Raw genomic sequence first — 20,742 nt, 5'->3', positions numbered from 1 at the left:
TCTCATTATTTTTTGATTTTCACACTGCTCTTCTGACCTTTTTTAGCCAAAAGTTTTTTATATTCTGTAAATTTCTTTGATGGCACTTTAATCTCAGCCCTGCTGTTGATTCCTTTAAATGCATTCTTTCCTGCAGTTTTTAAAGAAGCTGAATAAATACGGATGCTCTTCAGCTTACCTGCACCGTCAAATGCGTAAGAGCCTATTGTTTTTACATATTTTCCTACTTTAACGCTCTTAAGCCTTCTGTTTTTCTGAAATGCTTTGGAACCAATTTCCGTAACTTTGTAAGTGTTCCCTTTGAACCTTACTGTATTTGGAATTGTTATACTGCTATACGTTTTTTTCACAGGAACTGTTACTTTTACGGTACGTTTTCCTGATACCGTGCCTGTGATTGTATATTTCAGTCTTCCGCTGCTCAGGGTATCACCCTTTTTCGCCGGAACCTCACTCCACTTTGCAGTAAGTGTAATCTCTCCGGTTCTTCCTGCCGGAATCTCTGTAACACGTGTTCCGTTCAGATACCAGCCCCCGAAGTTCATGCCAGCTTTGACCGGTGTCCCAAGTATAATGGTCTGCACTGTTGTATAAACGGCTGGATTCGCATTATTTACTCCTGACATACCAGCATAGTTAATCCTATACGTTAACAGCTCATACTTTGCACTTATTACCAGATCACCTGTTACATTTGTGAAAGCTTTATCCCAGCCTGTAAAGCGGTAGCCTTTTCTTTCCGGTACCTGCGGTGCCTTTGCTGTCCCGTTTACCTCAATTGTCTGCATCTCACCCAGCACACGGTTATCATGATTTAAGAACATTACTTTGCAGGATGGTAATTTTGCAATTGGAGATTCCTCTGTTTTGTCACAAGCCTTACAACTGCGCGTCTCTTCTCCTTCTTCATAAATAGTTGGATTCTTTACCCTTTCCCATTCACCAAAGTCATGCCCTGCTGCCGGGATTATTTCCTGGTTTATAATCTCTTTACATATATTACATCTTGTTATCAGAACACCCTCTTGATCACAGGTGCTTTCATGAAGTATTACCGTTTCCGTTTCCAAATGTCCGCATGCTAAGTTTCGGATGCTTTCCTTTACTGCATCCACCGCTTCTTTGATTTCCCCTGCATCTGCTGCCGGGTTCTCTGCCACTGCTTTTGCTGCAGCTAAAGCTTCCTTCACTTTTGCATAACTCTCTTCACTGTATTTTCCGGCATCAATAGATTCTGCATCTAAAATACTCTGCCTTAATTCTGCTAATTCTTCAGAAGTTGGTACACCCTCTTCCATAACCACGACGTTTACCTGTGCCTTCAGGTTGTTTCTGTTCTGATATTCTGTACCTTCCGGAATTGTACCTGTAAAACCATAAACACCCGCCACTGTTCCGTCATAGCCTTCACAAGCCCATGTTACAGGAAGGTAACGTACATCCACATGATTTAATCTCACTAATACTTCGGCTGGAAGACCCGCAGCTGCATCATCAGCTGATGTACCAAAACTTACTTCTTTCTCTGCCTGTAGACCGATTTCTGTGATATTTGGTACCTCATTTACAAAAATATTAAGCTTTGCCTTTACTTTATAAGGATTTTTATATGTGCTGTTTTCTGCAATTGTTCCTACTAATTCGTATGTACCTGCAACTGCCCCATCATAAATTTCTTTATTCCAGGTAATACTCACTTCCTGCGTGGAATCGTCATCCATTACTGCCACCAATGTTTGCGGAATATTCAATTCTTCTATTGGTGTATTCAGTTCTGCTTCCATGTCCGGCAGATATTCAACGGACCGGATTACATGTTTTTCAACAATTACCTTTATGCCTGCTTTTTTATTTTCCGGATTTTTAACTGCAGCCGGAACCGCGATGTTTCCTTCTAATGTATAGGTTCCTTCTTCTTCCGGTTTATATCCATCTGTATTCCAGGTAACCGGATATTCTGTTACAAAATCCTCTCCCAGTGTTACCTCAGCTGTCTTTGGCAGCTGTTCTTCCAGTTCTTCTACCGTGGTTCTAAAATACAGCTTTAAGTCTTCCGCTGCTTTCACATCTGTCAGCTTTACTTCCGGTGCATCGGCAGCTATCAGTTCTAACTCATCAATTCTGGCGTTGTTCTTTGGCCACTGGCCATTATAGTTATCTGCTACGGTAATGTAAAGTCGGAAATATTTGGACGTAACCGGTTCACTCAATGTTCTTTCCGTTACTTTTTCCTTATTACCGGTGACCGAATCCACATCCTGCCAGTTGTCTGTTCCATTTTCACTTACCTGAAGTTTAAAGTCTTTTGCAACGCTGTTTATATCCCCCCTTAGAGCTACATGCGAAACTTTCCATTTATTAATGATGATTGCTTCATCAAAGTCTAACTGCACCCATCGTGGCTCTGCAATATTCTTGCTGGCGGATACCCATGCAAATTCCGCACCGTCGTCTTTGGTTCCATTGGTTTTTCCATCAATTACACGGAGTGGAGCAAAGTTATCGTGCTGACTGTCTGCTGTAACCCGGTTTGCCATAACTGCAAGGTTTCCCGATCCACCGCCCTCTGCTTTGATGATACAGCTGTCCTGATATTCAGTCCCTTTCACCATTGCAGTAATGGTTGCTGTTCCAGACCCAAGTGCTAATACTTTACCTTCTTTACTAACATTAACAATTTCATTATTACTGCTGCGCCACTGAATTTCACCATCTACATTCTGACGTACTGATAACTGTTCTGCAGAGCCAACCTCAATCTTTACTTCCTGCTGGTCAATTTCTATACCATCAATTTCCTTCAGTTGCTCAAAAGCGGACTTCAAAGCATCTATTTCGCTTTGTACCCTGGATGGATTTTCCAATGTAACTTTTGCTTTTTCCAAAGTCGTCTGGAATACATTCCAGCTTTCTGATGTATATACGCCCTTTTTTACCTGATCATACTCATTACACAGATTTTGAAGCTGTTCAACCAACTCCGGATCAGCTGATACAGTTATCTCGCAAATTGCAGACGCCTGTTTATCCCAACTGACTGCTGTAATAATTGCTGTTCCTGTCTTCACACCAGTAACAACTCCACCTTCCACTGCTGCAACTGTATTATCAGAAGATTTCCATTTTACATCCGGGAAAGATGCATCTTGAGGAAGAACAGCTGCAGTAAGCGTGTTTGAAGCATTCTCATACAGGGAAAGTTTTTCCGCTGATATTACTACTTCTTCTGCGGGCACCTCTGGGATCGGCAGAAATTTTTCATAAACATAGAATTCTGCTGCACAAATAAATTTGTTTACTTCGTTCGGATTACCTGCTGTTGTATCTTTTGCTCGAATCCGTATTCTCCTTGCCTCAACACTTTCAAACAAAGCTTCTTTTTTGTACATTGTATTTTCCCAGGTGCCGCTTCCACCAGGTATTTTTACAAAATCTTCCCCTTCTGCATTTGTGCTGTACCATAATTCATATCCTAAAATACGTCCATTAAATGCATTTTCCTCCTGACGTGGTACATATTCAAACTTACCTACATCATAAATATCGCCCAGGTCAATTGTAAAGCTATTATTTATATCATTTGATATATCTGGCCGCGGATCATGATTATATGCACTGTGCCACCTTGTTGATTCATTTCCGTCTACTGCATTACCTGCCGGACCGTCAGCACCACTGTTTTGTTCACTGTCAGCCACAGCTGTCAGCTGTGAAGACGGAATCTTTCTTTCACTTATAACATTAACAATACAGGTGTCTTTGATGTTGGTCCCTTCCAGAGTCGCCGTAATTGTCGCTGATCCTTCCTGTTTGCCTGTCACTGTTCCATATGCATCAACAGGAACCACTTCATTATTATCAGATTCCCAAATAATTTTTTTGTCTGAATTGCTGATGACATTAATTTTAACACTATTATTCAACGGAACATCTACACTTGTTTCTTCAATATTAATTACACTTGGAAGTTCTCCTGTATAAGTTAACTCATATCGCATCCCTGCTTCTGTAGCAAATGAATAAACGTCACCAAGACTATTTGCTTCTTTGATTGTTTCTACTTCTTTTCCATCTGCAAAAACCTTTAATTCCAGACCTTCTGCCTGCCATGGATTTAAAACAGAACAGTCTGTTCCTTTTTCACTGTAAATACTGGCATGGGTAGTCTGTCCAAATGCATTCTGTTCTCCACTTACAGTAAATGCTCCATATGCGCGAAGATTCTTAAAGGAAGCGGACTGCGACTGATACCATGTTGGGAAGAAATTAATAAATCCTTCATGGCTCTGCATCAGACATTCCATAATCGCTCCGGAGAATAACGTTCCTCCCATATCTCCAATGGTATTATTAGGCCGAATTCCCATCCAGTCATAAACCCCTGTATCATTTGATTTTACATCAACATAACCCGCCTTCATGGCATTTAACCATTTTTCAGGGTCATATCCCACTCTTGCTGCAGTCATTGCTGCTCTTGTCTGCTTATCACTGGTCCCAAACTCCTGTTTCTTATCCAGCCATGTCAGCACTTTATCTCTCTCTTCCTGTGATGAAGATGGTCCTATTAAATCATAAAATGCAAATCCATATACATTGAAACTAGAGAATGTAGGTTCATGGTTTCCTCCCTCAGCATCCACTGTATAATACTCTTTTCCGTCTATTGTTTTGGTTGGATAAGGAGCCAGATGTGTATACACTTCATTCCATTGTACCCGATCGTCTGCGTTTATACCCTTTGACTCACTGATTTCAATTGCATGTTTCAGAATATAAGCTGCCCCTGCTATATCTAATGTAGCATTTTTAAGTGCTGTGGTACTTTCATAAGTAGCACCATAAATATTATATTGATCTCCCTCTTTTTCTGCATAGTCCACCCAGAAATCAGCAGTGGAACTCAACTTAGGCCAAAGCACATTATTCAGGTAATCCTCATCTAACGTAGATTTATAATATGTTATCATCGGCTGAAGTGCCATGGTAGCATTGGATGGAGAACACCAATAATCCTGCACCCCACCATTAAAGCTTTCTGTACGGATTCCCCATGGACCTATATGTGTTGGGAAAAGAGAACCACGAATACCTTCTGTAAATTTAGTTCTGGATGAATTATTAATAACTGAATTCAAATGCCTGGGATCAGATGCTTTTTCCACACCAGTTTTCCAATAGGCATCGATTACTTCTGAGTAATTATCAATATGATTCAATCTGTTTGCGGTAATGGCCGTTCCCATTGGCCTCTGCACATCACTATTCAGGGTATAGTCACCTGTCCAGTCTGGGGCTAAACTTCCGCTCCACGGGAATAAACCTGTCGTAACTCCTTCTGCAGGGTGTTCACTGACTGCCTGTAATGCACAACCAATCTGGTAGATCTGTCCAAAATACGCTTTTTCAAGTGAATTAGATTTATCGTCCAGTTTAATATAAGATTTCAGCCAGTATTCTTTCCACCACTGATGATGACGTTCTCTCGCATCTGCAATTTTATCTGCACTATCATACTGCTCTACTTTCTTAATTGCATCTTCATAATAAGTAGTTGATTCTTTCCCGCCTTCTACTGCTGATACCACCTGAATTGTTTCATTTGGTTCAACTGAAACACTTAACTTACTTGTGTTATTGCTGACTTTTTCTATGGTTGGTGTTTTACCTAAAATCTTCGCCGCCAGTGTTGCATGTACTTTTATATTATATGTATTGGACACTGCATGTCTCGTTGCCGTAATAATTCCTTTTTCTTTATCTATGGCTGACTCCACACTGGAAAAACCGCCGTTATTGGAGGGCGGCGTCGCTGTCCATGCGGAAATATCTAAGTCCATGATTTTATCTGTATGATTTGTAATTTCCGTAATCATAAGGTTTTCTTTTGCAGAAATCCATGTTGTTGTATTATAACCACTCTCGGATGAGCCGGACACTTCAGCCAGTTTCATATCTTCTGTCATAGAATATGTCCCGTATATTCCCTCATCATCTGTGCGCTTAATATCCAAACCTCCAAAACCCACATACTGGCTATCTCTATTCCCATTCGTCAGTTCTTCAAAGTTATCCAGCCTTGTAAGATAAACCGTTTGGTTTTTCTTATCATCTCTCGTAGTACCGCTTAAAAATCCCAGTACGGTTCCATTACCCATCAGTGGCCCATCCGGGGTATGCCCTGTTTTCGGCTCAATAATTGATGGCTTTGTATAGACACCAACATGGGAATCCAGCAATGCTGAAACCTCCTCCCACTGTGGCTCCGCCGAGTAGACCTCTTCTGTCTCCGCTGCCCTGGCATAATTTGCGGGCACAGCAGATAATCCCGAAACAGCCATACACAATGCCATTGCACCAGCGAAATACCTTTTCACTTTTTTCATCTCTTCAATTCCTCCTAAGTTTAAAATTTTTTATCAAAGACTGCCCCTTTTGTTTCGCCCCCTTCCCCGCGTTTAGTAAAATCATATGTCACCATATGAAATCCTCTCCAGAACCGTACGTGCGGCTTTCCCGCATACGGCTCTTCATAATAACATTTACAGTTGCAAGCTACGCATAGAGATTAAAATATCTCTTGGGATATACCATCGGATAATAATCCAACATCTGCTTGAATCCCTCCCAGTTGTAGCTTTTCTTCTGACTTCTGCGGTTCATCCACTGAAACAGCAGTTGCGTAGTGTAATAATGATACTTCACCAACGACTGTACGTTATACGTTAAACCGTAGTATCGGTAGTGTCCCACCAGCTTTCGGTTTAGTGCTGGCATCAATACCTTCAATGGCATCGCACGATTGCATTTCAGCCACTTCTTCATTTCCTTTAGCTTCGTATTTAGCCGTTTTCCATTTGTCTTTGGTTTTACACAAAATCTTCCTGCCTTAGTTTCTCCGCAATAGAATGTAAATCCTAAGAAGTCAAAGGTCTCGGGTTTCCCCTCTCCTCTTCGCTTTCTTCTTTCTTTCGCATATCTCCCGAATTCCACAAGCCTGCTTTTGCTCGTCTCTATTTCCAACCCATATTTACCTAAACGTTCCTGCATTTCTTTATAGTAACGTTCCGCTTCTCGCTTATGTTCAAAACCTGCCAGATAATCATCGGCATATACCACCAGAAAACTCATTCCCGCTCCACGTTTCTCGAAATATGCTTTGTACCATAATACCAGTACATGATGCATATAGATATTTGCTAGTACTGGACTGATAATATTTCCCTGTGCAGATCCCACTTCATTCGTTTGATATATTCCATCCTCCAATACTCCTGCCTTTAGATATTTCTCTATCAGCCTTAGAATATTTGGGTCTTTGATGTAATATCCTACAAATTTCATAGTCCACTCGTGGCTCATGCTGCAAAAGAACCCCTTGATATCTGCATCAACTACGTAATTGATACGTTTTCTTACTATGCTGACACACATTTCTTTTATTGCCATGTGGCAACTGCGGTTCGGGCGAAAACCATACATGTTTTCTTCAAACTTCGGTTCGTAAACTGCTTCCAGTATCTTCTTCAAGCCTAATTGCACTATCTTATCTTCATAGGATGCAATACCTAATGGGCGCTTCTTACCGTTCGCTTTCGGAATGTATACACGTAATGTCGGTTTTGGCTTATATGCCTTATTCTTTAGCCGTTCCACCAGATTTTTAGTGTTTTCCCCTATGTTCCGGCTGTATTCTTCTTTCGTCACTTCATCGATTCCTGCTGCTTTCTTTCCGTCTAATTCCTTATGGCACTGCAACAGTAGTTCCTCATTCAACAGATGATATAGTGATGTAAATATCGGTCGGCTTTCATGAGCCGATTTGTCTGCTGTTCTTTCTAATTTCGTTTCCATTTATCCTCCCGCCCCTGAGTACGGTAAATGTGTCCTCAGAAAGAGTGTTATTATGTATTCCCCTTCCCTCCACCGTGATTAGCGGTTTCTCTGGTAGTACGGAAATATCCGACTGCCTGTGATCCGTTTGGTTTCCTCCGTTTTATAGTTGTACGCCATACTTGCAGTCTGCCCGCAAGAGACCACAGGCTCTCCCCAGTTGACTGGATAGCCATAGTGAAACATGATTGGCCCTCGGACTCCGCCGAAGCCACAACAGACTCGCTCCTGAATCCTTAACGTCTGCCATGATGTTGCCTTCCGCATGGATAAACTGCGTCGGCCTTCGGGACTTTGTAAAATTTCGGAGCTCTATAGCATTACAACCCTGCTCCCTAACTGTCTACGCTTAGCCCTGACTGTTACCAGTCAGAACCCAAGACTCGCTAATGGTGGCTCGCTACGCCTTGCCATGCGGGTGTTCCACCCGCTAAACTATCCGCCCTTTCCTGGGCGCACTTATCCCTTAACTGCTCCCATAGTCATTCCTTCAATTATGTGTTTACTAAAAATACTATACAATATTAAAATCGGTGCAATACTTACCACTAAAGCCGCAAAGTACAAAGTATAATTAAAGGAATGTGCCTGTCCGAAAAACCTTATTCCTATTGAAATCGTTCTATATTTTGCCTCTCCAACCAAGATAAGAGAAAATGGATATTCATTCCATGCACTGATAAAAGAAGTTATTACGATAACCGATATTATCGGCTTACAAAGAGGAAAGATCACCTTCCACATCATCTGCAATATGCCGCATCCCTCCATAAAAGCTGCCTCATCAAGTTCTTTTGGTACGGTCTTAATAAAATTTTCCATAAGTAATACAGACAGTGGCATGGCAAAGGCAACATAGGGCAGCAGCAGCGTAAACCAGTGATCCAGGAGATTCAGCATTTTAAATTCGATAAATACCGGAACCATCAGGGACAATACCGGAATTACCATCCCCGATATGAATAACAAATAGATCAGACGAGCTCCCGGAAACTTATACCTGGATACCACAAAACCTACTGTAAAGGAAAAGATTACAGTCAACACAACCGTAAGAATACTCAGGTAACCGGAATTCAGGAAACAATGCCATAAATCCCCAGTCTGTAAAGCTTCAGCATAATTATGGAAAACCGGATTTTGGGGAAATCCAAGAACATTCTGCATAAAATCTTTGTTTTCTCTAAGTGAGGATATAATCATCCAAATGATAGGAAGGATACAGCTTAGCGAAAACAACATGATTACCGCGTTAACTGAAAAACGAAATATCTTCCCTCCTGTTTTTCTTATATTATGCATACTTTTTCCCTCCTAACAACAGACGGCTGCCAAGAATCAGAATTAACGAAATCAATAATATTGTTACGGCAAGAGCACATCCATATCCCATCTTCATCATGGAAAAACTCACATCATAGTTATACAGAGAAAGCACCATAGATGAATTCCCCGGTCCTCCGCCTGTCATAACAGAAATATGGTCAAAAGCTTTAAATGAACCTGCAATACAAACCATAATACAAACCTTTAAAGTATCGTATATCATAGGAATGGTGATATAAATACTTCTCTTCCAACCATTTGCCCCGTCCACCTCAGCCATTTCCAATACGTCTCTGGGTACAGATGCTATTGCACTTGTCATAATTACCAGGTAATATCCGACAAACTGCCAGATTACAGGGACTGCCACACTGAACAGTACTATTTTCGGATCATCCAGCCACAATTTTATCCAGCCCTCTTTTCCAATCAACCGCAAAAATTCATTTAAGATACCTGTTTGATTACTATAAATAATCTGCCACAAAAGTCCGATTACCACTGCTGATATGATATTTGTTGTAAACATGATTCTTCTATGAAATTCTGTAAACTTCATCCACTTCATTGTAAAAAACAAAGTGAATACAAAAGCAATTCCTACCTGACCAATTACCATGAGTACCGTGAAAATCATTGTGTTTTTAAATGATATCCAAAAAGCCTCATCCCGAAAAATATTTATGTAATTTTCTAACCCCAAAAAAGTCATATTTTTACCACCGGACCATTTAAATAAACTATAATATCCTGCAAAAAAGATTGGGATAATTACCATGAAGACATAAACTCCAACCGGTGCTAAAAGCATCAGCGCAATCTTATATCCCTTTGGCTGCAATGGATTTTTACGCATGTTACACTTCCCCTTTTCTATTTTTAGGTATAAAAGGAGCAGGCAGACAAACCTACCTGCTTCTTTCATTCATTTTATGTTTCTGTTCAACTGTTTCTGTTCTGCTGTTTCTGCTTACTTTATACTAGTTGATGTCCAGTTACTACTGTTGTCCTTCTTCATAAGCAGACTGCAATTTCTCTGACAATTGTTCCGGTGTAAGAGAACCTATTGTAAGCTCCTGATATCCATCCTCTGCAGTGGATACATATGTTGCATTAAACTGTATCTCAGGATTAGGAACTACTTCATATCCCTCAAACATCTTAAACATTGCCTTTTCAAGATCACTCTGGGATGAATTGTCAATTTCAGAAGTTTTAGCACACGGTATAGAACCTTCCCCGGCAATTTTTGCCTGTATGTCAGGATCGGACAAACTTTTTACAAAGTCAATGGCAATCTCTTTCTCTGCGCCTTCCAGTCTGCTGTTTACCGCTACGCCCCATCCCTGTCCTCCTGACATATACTTTCCATTACCAGGTTTTTCTGAGGTTGGAGGGAACATTGCCGTATCTGAATTCTTCAATACCTCATCCGATGCATTCTTTACTACATTTCCGGTAACCCAGTAACCGCCCATAAGCATTGCCGCTTTTCCGTCATAATAGTAAGAATTTCCTAAAAGTTCTTCCTGACTGTTTACATCTTCATTAAACAGCCCCATATCCGTCAATTTCTTTAATTCTGTAATTGCAGCAACCATACAGGGATCCGTAAACTTTGCACCCTGCCCATTTTTTAAGCTATCATACCAGTCTAAATCCGCATACCGGAACAAAATGCTTGGCATAATCTGGCTGGATATCATATAGCCTTCTTTATTTCCACAAGCCAGAGGTATATACCCCTTATCTTTTATAGCTGTTACTGCTTCTTCAAAATCTTCCACTGTCTTTGGAAACTCCTTTATTCCACATTCCTCAAAGATTGCCTTATTGTAAATCATCATACTGCTTACAATCATAGACTGGGGGACGCCTAAGATCTGATCATCAAACGTATAATCATTAAATGCCCCTTCATCCATTCTGCCACTCCATTCACTGTCCGCTGCAATCTCCGGTGCCAGATCCATAATCTGTTCATTGTCATACATGGATGGCATCAGCCCGGGTAATGACTGGAAAATATCCGGAAGAGAATTGGTCGCCATCAAAGTCTTCAGCTTGTCCTCATACAAGTCATGCGCCACTACTTCCACACTTAGTTCCAAATCCGGATATTTCTCCTGCAGTTTTTCTAATAACTCATTTCCCGTTCTGGCTACCACATCTCCATCATTACTCCAGGTCACCATAACTGAAAGTTTCGAATCCTCTCCTTTTTCCGACTTAGCCTGTCCGTTATCCTGTGTCTCGGTAATATCTTCCTCCGTTTCTTTTTGAACATTTTCTTTGCTTCCAGGCTCTGCTTCCGTTGTATTGTCAGTCGTCTTCACCTCTTCTGCAGCCTTAGATGCACCTTCCGTAATCCCGGAAGAATTACCGCATGCGCTTAATGATACTGTCATGATAGCTGCCATTAACATTGCTACTGCTCTTCTCTTCATTTCTTTTCCTCCCAATACTGTTTCATTAATTTTCTTTACAACTCTTATTATATTGATTTTCATTTTTTCGAACACCTTAAAAACTATAAAAACACCCAAAATTCTATACATTTTTACAGAATCCTGGGTATTTTTATTTTTCTGTTTATATAACCGGAATATCATATAAAACCGGCTGAGTAATAACCGCTACCGTAAAATTCTCACTGTCTGTTTCATAGTGCAGCCCAAATCGTTCGCCAAAGCGCATTTTAATCCTGCTATTTACATTTTTAATAGCAAAATACGATTTGTCGGAAACTTCTGTATCGTCGATATTTAAAACTGAGTTAAGCCTGTCACAGTCGGTGCCTACGCCATCATCACTAACTTTAATCATCAGGCTGTTCCCCTTTATCATTATTTCCACTTTTATGATTCCCGCTTCTCCTTTGGGAATAATTCCGTGAAGAATCGCATTTTCTACAATGGGCTGTAAAATAAATCTCAGCGTATGCAATCCTTCTGCTTCCTCTTGAATCACAAATTGAAAATCAATCGTATCCTCCAGGCGTATTTTTTGAATCACCAGATAATTATTCAGATAATCCAATTCCTCTGTGATTGTCATAATTTCATTTACATTATCCAGACTCAATCTATATAATCTGGAGAGCGCCATTATAATCTCACCTGTTTTCGGTGCATTTTCAATATGACTCAGCCAATATGCCGTATCTAGATTGTTGTACAGTGAATGGGGATTAATCTGTGCCTGCAGGGAAGCAAACTCCGCTTCCCTTAATTCTATTTTCTTTCTCACCAGTTCGTCGGTCAGCTTTTCGATATAACCAGACATATTATTATATGTTTCTACCAGTACCCCTACCTCGTCATTAGAGGGAATAACATCGATATGTTTCATATCCATAACTTTCAGCCTCTTCGCCAAAACAGTAAGGGGCCTTGTACATATTTTAGAAAATAAGAAGGCACATCCGGCACATAAAATAAAACTAATCAAAAGGCTTACCGTAAGAATACGCTGTAATACAACACTGTCACTTAATACATACTTCGTAGGAACCACATTAATCAGGATCCAGTCACTGTGGGTAATCTGATACGAAGTGACCAGACAATTTTCGTCCCCAATATATTTTTCAGCCATTGCGCTTGATTCATTGGCTTCATCCATCACCTCAGCAGGTGCTTTCTCCCCTAACTTAGAGATATCCTCCGACGCAATTATATTACCGCTCCGGTCTATCATATAGGTCAGATTGTGTTCGTCTGCAATTTCATCCGTAAATAACTTAGATAACTCCGAAACTAAGATTTCTATTCTCATAACTGCAAGCTTTTTCCCGGTATTAATATCATTCACATTACGCACCATAGAGATCGTCTTTTCACCCTGGTTTAAATCCTCCCATTGCCCGCTGTCCGTAACCCAGGTTAATCTACCTTTTTTCTCATCCAGATCATGAATCAACGCTTTGTCAGCTGTTTTATTACGGTAAGTTCCTGTAAATGCGATATCACCCCCCAGGCTTTCTATTCCAATGGCAGACATATAGTCTTTATTCCCCACTCAAAAGGACAGCCTCCGCTGAACTGCTATTTTTTTAACATCTGTATTATTATTTCCCCCCTCAACACTGTGAAGCCATTCCCGAACAATATTATCCTGTATCAGCAACACCGACAGATCATCCACATAATTCATAATTGTCTGTACATTTGTGCTGATATGAGCGAGGGTATTTAACTTTGCCGCACTTTCATTTTTTTTAACTATATTGGCAGACTGAACATATAACATTGTACCCACAATCATCATTGGGAGGATCGCTATCACAATCGCTGAAATAAAAACTTTGTAACTCAGACCAAAAAAAGACTTCTTTTTCTCATTTTCCATTGCTTTTCTCCTTTTGACCTCCCATTACTCCGGACGCTGTGAAATACCTGCGTTCTCCCGAAACTGACGGGGAGAACACCGTTCATATTTTTTAAATATAAAACTGAAATATTTATAATTTGGATAACCGCACTGCTGTGCCACCTCATAGGTTTTTAACCTTTTATCTAATAGCAGAATCTTTGCCTTATCTATTCGGTATTGATTTAAATAATCCACAAAATGAATCCCCATCTCCTGGCAGAATATGCGGCTGAAGTAGTTTGGCGTTACATAGACTTTCTCCGCCACTGCTTCTACCCTTACTTCCTCCTGATAATGCTCTGCCACATACTGGAGGGCTATTGTTACTACATTGCTGTATGAATATGTATTCATAACACGAAGCAATTCAATTAAATTTTTGATAAACCCCTCTACCCATAACTGAATATCATCCATAATTTTGCAGTTATTCAATTCATCCAGGATACTGGCATTTTTGCCTAATACGTCCTGGAAATCAACTCCCATGTTCTCAACCGAAATCAGCGCTACAATTATTTGACGTACCGACAAGTTTTTCAGCTGCTCATAACTAATGTTGCTCCTTCGCATTTTAGCAAATACCTGTTCAATAATACTGCATGCTTTCTTCAGATCCAGCATCTTTATACTGTCAATGAGCTGCTGCTCTTCTTCCCTGATATCTACCGTACCGCTGTTTTCTAACAGATCAATCTGCGAAAATTCTATAATGCATCCCTTTCCTTTATAACTTTTTGTCTTCAATGCTGTCATTGCTTTTGTAAAAGAATCCGGAATACCATCTACACTTTTTTGTACATCACCCAAAGCTATCGTAACAGATGTATTCTGGGCAATTTTCGTTTTATTCTGCATAGTTTTACATCTGTCTAAAAGCAGCTCCCCCATTGATTCGTTTATATTTAAGACAGCGCAAAGAAAATTATCATGGGTATAAAACGCATCTGCTTCAAAGATACTGGCAAAAACCTGATTAAACACCTGTCTGATGGTATCATGCATTTTCTTTATCTGATCATTGCTGTTAGATGGTACAATCACAGAATAATCATCAATGTCCACAATAACAACCTGATACCCGGGTCCTTTAAATGAAATACTCAGATCTTCTGCTTTTTTCCAGAATTCATTATTAAAAACAACCTGACTGCTAAAAAGCTGCAACAGAAAATACGTCCTCAGGATCTCCAAATTACCTGACATAACTTTCTTTTCTTCTTCCATCTGCCTCAAAGCGTCCTGTTGTTCCTTAATTTCTCTCTGTATCTCCAATATATTCTCAGTTAATTCTTTTGACGTCACCGGTTTTAACAAATAATTCTTTACACCCAACCGCAGTGCTTCCCGGGCATAATCGAATTCACTGTAGCCGGTCAAAATCAGAATTCTGGTTTCCTTCATGTTCTCACTTACAATCCTTGCCAATTCTAATCCGTCCAGTACCGGCATTTTAATATCGACAATCGCTATGTGGGGACGCTTTTCCTTAATGATCTGCAATCCTGCTTTTCCATTTGATGCTTCTCCAACAAGCTCACAACCAATGCCGTTCCAATCGACAGACATCTTAATTCCCTGCCTTACAATTTTATCATCATCAATAATTACAACATCCAGCATCATTGTCCCTTTCTTTTGTAAAATGAAGGATCCATCCGCATACCTGAGCCCTGCACTGACCCTGTTTTGTTTACTATAACGCAAAGAAGTCCTCCCATCGTCCGCACCCGGATAACAGGAGATTCCTTCTCACACTAATATTTTTTTATATTATAACACAGATATTCAATATCCCCTATATTTTCTCAACTTGTTTTATTCCCAATTATTCCCTCAATCTTCCTCAGTGATGCCCTGTAAACCACATACATATACACACCCACACCCAGCACCAGCAGGAAATCCACTCCCAATGCCCAGATTTCCGTTGACGATACCACACCATCATTGCCTTTATAAGTCATCAGGGTGAAGATATAGATCAAAATACTTCCGATAATTACGGGCAGTGCATAAATCTTCATAAGCTGGCTTGTAATGCATTTTTTCAGATATTTATGATTGCCGCCCAGTTTTTTCAGGTCATCAAAGAGCTGTTTGTTATTCATTCCTATGGTAACGCTTCTGGTATATGCAATGATTCCCACCGCTGCCAGGCAGATGATTGCTACATAGATGAACAGCATGAAAAATACTGCATTAGTCTGGAAAAATGTCTTCTCCTTCATGACCTTCATATTGGGGTAGAACTTCCAGTATCCCATAAGATCGGAATTGTCCGGCGACATCTCCATTTGTTGGTCCGCGCCGTATTCTTCTCCTGCCTCTATGGCCAGCTGTTCCTGATATTCATCGTATCCGGATTGTACCTGCATCTCTCTTGGCGCACGTTTCAGGATTTCACCATACAGTGCTTCGGAAAAATCAAAAGCTGCTTCTGAATCTTGAATGTTGAACAAGATCTGATGATACAGTCTGTTATCCGGCAGCTCTTTTGTGATTTCCCGGTAATCCTCATCATTCAGAATGTAACTGTTTACCCCGTTTATCATTAACGCTTCATATGCAATAGTTCCTGCTAACCTGACTTTCATCTGCTCTTTTGTTACAGGATTCGTGATTAAATCCATATCCTCAAACTTATCCCAGAATCCGTTCTGCTCCTGGGGAAATGTGATCCGGTAGAAAGTTCCCCTGTCCACCTGAATATCATCCCCGGTCATTTTCCGGTAGTCTCCGGCGCTCATATATTTACTGTACTCATACTTTTCCATGTAATTTTCTATCATTTTATTATTGTCATCCCAGTCTCTTAATACACCGCTTCCAAGCAGTTCCGCAAAGTTCCCTTCCCGGTAACCGGTAATTTCGATCTGGTAATCTCCCGCCAGCTTCTCAATATCTTCTTTCTGTACCTCTCCAAAAGATACTTTCGACGGGATGGAAAAATCCACCGGATTATTGTCAATCTCACTGATACCGGATAACATACCCGGAGCATAAAAGCAGGCATAAAGGCTGGCTGCTACCAACAGGGAAATAATGCACATATTTCGAACGGTTTGTTTTCCCTGAAATTTCATCATGTTATAGGAAATGATATTCCGGTAGTATTTCTGGGGTCTTTTTCCCCGTTCGTGATGAACAATGGCATAGGTAATTACCATATAAATACCTGCAAATGAAAGCAGATAGGTTGCATTCCATACAGAAGGCATAAGTACTCCCATTTCTCCAGCGATTCCAGGAACCAGATATCCCAGCACAAACCCCATAATGCTAAAGACAATTCCTAGTATTCCATATAATTTACTTACATCTCTTAACGGCTCACTTTTCCTATGGTCGTTCAGAACATCCATGAGATTTGTTCTTTTAATAAATCCCACTGCCATTCCCATAATACAGACAGACATTACTGCTGCAAATACAAACCCGATGATAAATCCTGTGACATCAGCCTGGTACTTCATCTGCGCATTATCTACAACAAGAATGCAAAACAACTGCCATATAAAGTAGGAAACAACAGCCCCTAAAGCTAAACCGACCGCCGTACAACCAGAAAGGATAATGCTGATCTCCGCAAACAGTGCATTCCGAAGCTGACTCTTTTGAGTTCCCAATGCCAGGAATACGCCCGCTTCCCTGCTCTTGTATTTAAAAAATAAACCGGCAGCATAAATTGTAAATATAAAGCATCCAATCAAAGCGATAGCAAAAATCATATAAGCCTGTTTCCTGGAGTCTCCGCCCTCCGGAAGTACCTGCATAACTGTGGGACTGGACATCATGATCCCATAGGAGGTAATCAGCATTACAGACAGGGTCACACAGAATACCATCTGTACATAATTCTTTTTATTATAATCTCTGAGTTTACTGAATATCTTATTCATTGTCATCATCGTCACCGCCCATTTCTTTTAGTACCACTAACAGTTCATCCAGGAATTCTCTTCTGCCTTTGCTTTTTCTTAATTCGGTAAATACGCCGCCATCCTTCATAACTACCACACGGTCACAAAAACTTGCTGCAAAGCTGTCGTGGGTTACCATAAAAATTGTCGCTCCCAGGGATTTCTGCGCCTGTTTAAATGCATGGATTACAGCTTCACTGGACCGGCTGTCCAGGTTGCCGGTAGGCTCATCCGCCAGGATCATAAGCGGGTCATTCATCAAAGCCCTTGCCACTGCCGTTCTCTGCTTCTGACCTCCGGATATCTCAACCGGATACTTATGTCCGATATCATCAATCCCAAAGAGGTTTAAAAGAGTCTTGGCTTTCTTTTCCATGCTGCGGTAAGGTTCATCTTTAATGACCTTTGGAATACATACATTTTCAAATACGGTCAGACCGTCCAGCAGCATGAAATCCTGAAATACAAATCCCAGCTTTTCATTTCGGATCTTTGCCATCTTTTCTTCTTTTAGAGCAGCTAACTTTTCCCCATCCAATAAAATTTCTCCGCTGTCATAGGGAATAAAACAGGAAATACAGTTGAGCAATGTTGTTTTACCGCTTCCCGACGGCCCCATGACTGCAACAAATTCACCTTCATTTACTTTCAGGTCAACCCCCTTTAACACCTGATATTTTGTTTTTTCGGTTACGTATGATTTGTGTAATTCTTTAATCTCTAACATGGTAATTCTCCTTCTCTTCTATCCTTATTTTTTTAAAATATTTTTGTTGGTTTTCCTCATGGACACACAATATCACGGAACCGGACGGGGTTCAATCCGAAGATTTTTTCAATGTAATCTTTGGTTGCTGATTTGTAACTTTTGGTTTTTATTGTGCATTTTGTACAATGAATTTCTGTAAAATAGGGTTAGCAAAACCCGGATTCCACCCTATTCCCAAAATCAGAATCTTATGATAAAATCAATGTAGTTATTTTATTTCCATAAACTTACAATATTTGGCAGGACTATAGATTGGATTTGCAATAAAATATTGGCATTTACGAGGGAGAAGTATTACAATGATACATATTGCAATCTGTGACGATGAGATTAAACAGAGATATCTGCTTCAATTAGCAGTGGAGAAAATACTGAAATCAAAAAACATTGCTTACCACATCTACGAATATGGCAGCGGAGAATCCCTTTTGAAAAGTGATATCTGCAGTTATGACCTTATTTTTCTGGATGTAGAAATGAAAGAAATAAATGGTGTGGAAACCGCAAGGGCAATCAGAAAAGAAAATAAACTGGTTAACCTGGTATTTGTTACCGGTTTTACGGATTATGTATTTGACGGATACGAAGTTCAGGCTTTGAATTACATTATGAAACCATTTAAAGAAGAAAAAATCAAGGCTGTTTTGGATACTGCCCTGAAAAGCATGAATTTAACAGAAGATTCCTTCTTTCTCCTGGAATGTGAGCAGGGAACCTTTAAAATTCCCTGGGACAGTCTTCTGTATTTTGCCAGCGACAAACGGAAAGTCACGGCATTTACCAGAACGGAAAACTATGAGTTCTATGGTAAATTAAACGATCTGGAGGCACAGGTACCCCATACCTTTATGCGTATCCATCAACGCTATCTGGCGAATCTGACTCATGCGTCGGGTATTGAGGGACAGGAGCTGCTCCTGAAAAATATAAGGCTTCCCATCAGCCGGCAGAGAACGAAAGAAGTCATGATTACATTTGCAAAGTCAATGCTATAACCTGTTTGAAAAACCGGATTAGGAGGTCCTTATGCTGCCGGCACTTATTGCTTTCACCATGTCACTGCTTGTGGGATATTTTGTATTCCATTTGATTAGTTTATTTATTCAGCCAAGAACCCGGTTAATTATTCAGATTCCTGCCATGCTGATCCTGGGGTATATTTGTTATAATGTCATTTTTCTTTCCGATTTAGTAAATATCTCTTATGGGCTGGCGGCTTTTCTTCTGTTAACCATGGTCTGCTTTAAAGGTTCAGCCATAAGCCGGATATCTATTGTCGTTTTGTTTTATCCTATTATGACTGCGGTTTCCATTATCTGTACGGAAGGCATGAAAACCCGCTTCACCATCCCGGTAACCTTTTTATTCTGGCTCACCGTATATCTTTTGTTTAAAAACAGGCTGTCAAACTGCATCAACCAGCTTACCGACCGAATGTGGCTGTTGATGGATATCATTTGTACCGCTGCATTTTTTATGACCTTTCTGGTTGTACTGAAGATGGAGACAGGTGAAGTGGCTGTAATTATACTTGGTTCCTGTACCACCATAATTACTAATACCGGTGTTCTTGTTCTGATTATTGCCGTTATCAAATCCTTAAAGGCACAATCCGACTTGAAGCAGCTCCAAATGCAGGCAACATATTATGATATTTTAGATCAGGAACATCAAAATACCAGAAAAATACGCCACGATATGAACAACCATATGCAGGTTGTAGATGGATTACTGAATGAAACCCAATATGAAAAAGCCCACGCTTACATTGAGTCTGTCTTTTCATCCCTTAATCATTCCGTACTGAAAAACTATGCCGGGGATCCGGTGATTAATCTGGTTTTAAACCAAAAGATAAAGTCAATGGAAGATCATCATATTTCAGTGGACGCTAAAATCAGCCTGGAAAAGCTGGAGAGTTTTCGCGATATGGATCTATGCTGCATCTTATCCAATACCCTGGATAATGCACTGGAAGCATGTAAAAAAATCCCAGATAAGTCCAACCGCCGGATTGAAATCAAAGCCAGAATTAAAAATGGATATTTCAGTTACGCTCTGATCAACAGCAAGACAAATGCCACCACAACCAAAAACGGCAAATTTATAACAGATAAAGCAGATAAGAAACAACATGGATTTGGAATCTCTAATGTAAAAGAAATTGTGGCAAAATATAAAGGTGAAATAGATTTTAAGGACCTGGGGGAAACATTTGAAGTAGTTATGATTATACCCCTTTCCAGCGTGTCATGAATTGCTGCGTGCAGTTTATCCAAAGAAAGGCTTTTCTATAAGAAACAAAAAAATGCCATTACTTATCCATTTACAGCGGGCTGCCCTGACTATTTTCGGAGCAAATTCCACACGAATTAGAGCGTGCAGATAAATGGAATGAATTTTCAAATACGCTCTAGGATCTTATTTGCACATATGATATAATAAGATCAAGGTGTG

General features: G+C 40.2%; 12 protein-coding genes. 2 read left to right on the top strand and 10 right to left on the bottom strand.

Annotated features, from left to right (window positions below; genetic code table 11):
* Positions 1-5: 5 nt before the first annotated feature.
* The 10 genes from QR40_RS17635 to QR40_RS17585 all read right to left on the bottom strand — a co-directional run bounded on the left by QR40_RS17635 (position 6) and on the right by QR40_RS17585 (position 18,243).
* The gene (locus QR40_RS17635; RefSeq protein ID WP_044296172.1) at positions 6-6,386 is read right to left on the bottom strand and encodes a discoidin domain-containing protein; all 6,381 of its coding nucleotides are present in this window, start codon (positions 6,384-6,386) and stop codon (positions 6-8) included.
* A 169-nt stretch (positions 6,387-6,555) separates the two neighbouring features.
* Positions 6,556-7,854 carry a group II intron reverse transcriptase/maturase gene (gene ltrA, locus QR40_RS17630; protein ID WP_044296171.1) on the bottom strand — a complete coding sequence of 433 codons (1,299 nt, stop codon included), beginning with the start codon at positions 7,852-7,854 and terminating at the stop codon, positions 6,556-6,558.
* 498 nt (positions 7,855-8,352) lie between these two features.
* Positions 8,353-9,195, bottom strand: a complete 843-nt coding sequence (locus QR40_RS17620; protein WP_044289604.1) for a carbohydrate ABC transporter permease — start codon at positions 9,193-9,195, stop codon at positions 8,353-8,355.
* Positions 9,188-10,075 (bottom strand): carbohydrate ABC transporter permease, encoded by an 888-nt coding sequence (locus QR40_RS17615; protein WP_027295583.1) that lies wholly within the window; start codon positions 10,073-10,075, stop codon positions 9,188-9,190. Before QR40_RS17615 ends, QR40_RS17620 begins: the two co-directional genes overlap by 8 nt.
* A gap of 142 nt (positions 10,076-10,217) precedes the next feature.
* Positions 10,218-11,666 (bottom strand): ABC transporter substrate-binding protein, encoded by a 1,449-nt coding sequence (locus QR40_RS17610; RefSeq protein WP_160295829.1) that lies wholly within the window; start codon positions 11,664-11,666, stop codon positions 10,218-10,220.
* Between the two features lie 145 nt (positions 11,667-11,811).
* Positions 11,812-13,239: a sensor histidine kinase gene (locus QR40_RS17605; RefSeq protein ID WP_044296169.1), complete on the bottom strand. Its 1,428-nt coding sequence runs from the start codon at positions 13,237-13,239 to the stop codon at positions 11,812-11,814.
* Positions 13,240-13,569: a hypothetical protein gene (locus QR40_RS17600; protein WP_044296168.1), complete on the bottom strand. Its 330-nt coding sequence runs from the start codon at positions 13,567-13,569 to the stop codon at positions 13,240-13,242.
* A gap of 24 nt (positions 13,570-13,593) precedes the next feature.
* Positions 13,594-15,300, bottom strand: coding sequence for a response regulator (locus tag QR40_RS17595; RefSeq protein ID WP_044296167.1), 1,707 nt, complete (start codon positions 15,298-15,300; stop codon positions 13,594-13,596).
* A 101-nt stretch (positions 15,301-15,401) separates the two neighbouring features.
* Complete coding sequence (locus QR40_RS17590) at positions 15,402-17,495, bottom strand: FtsX-like permease family protein (protein WP_160295828.1); 2,094 nt, start codon at positions 17,493-17,495, stop codon at positions 15,402-15,404.
* Complete coding sequence (locus QR40_RS17585; protein WP_044296165.1) at positions 17,488-18,243, bottom strand: ABC transporter ATP-binding protein; 756 nt, start codon at positions 18,241-18,243, stop codon at positions 17,488-17,490. Before QR40_RS17585 ends, QR40_RS17590 begins: the two co-directional genes overlap by 8 nt.
* A 341-nt stretch (positions 18,244-18,584) precedes the next feature.
* On the opposite strand from QR40_RS17585, the gene QR40_RS17580 reads away from it, so the two are divergent.
* Both QR40_RS17580 and QR40_RS17575 read left to right on the top strand, forming a co-directional pair.
* Positions 18,585-19,280, top strand: coding sequence for a LytR/AlgR family response regulator transcription factor (locus QR40_RS17580; protein WP_027295577.1), 696 nt, complete (start codon positions 18,585-18,587; stop codon positions 19,278-19,280).
* Positions 19,281-19,311: 31 nt separating this feature from the next.
* Positions 19,312-20,541, top strand: a complete 1,230-nt coding sequence (locus QR40_RS17575; protein ID WP_044296163.1) for a sensor histidine kinase — start codon at positions 19,312-19,314, stop codon at positions 20,539-20,541.
* Positions 20,542-20,742: the final 201 nt, after the last annotated feature.

This window comes from Robinsoniella peoriensis, from assembly GCF_000797495.1.
Classification (GTDB): domain Bacteria; phylum Bacillota; class Clostridia; order Lachnospirales; family Lachnospiraceae; genus Robinsoniella; species Robinsoniella peoriensis.
Note: the sequence above shows the minus strand (reverse complement) of the source record. Positions and strands in the feature narration are given on the sequence as shown.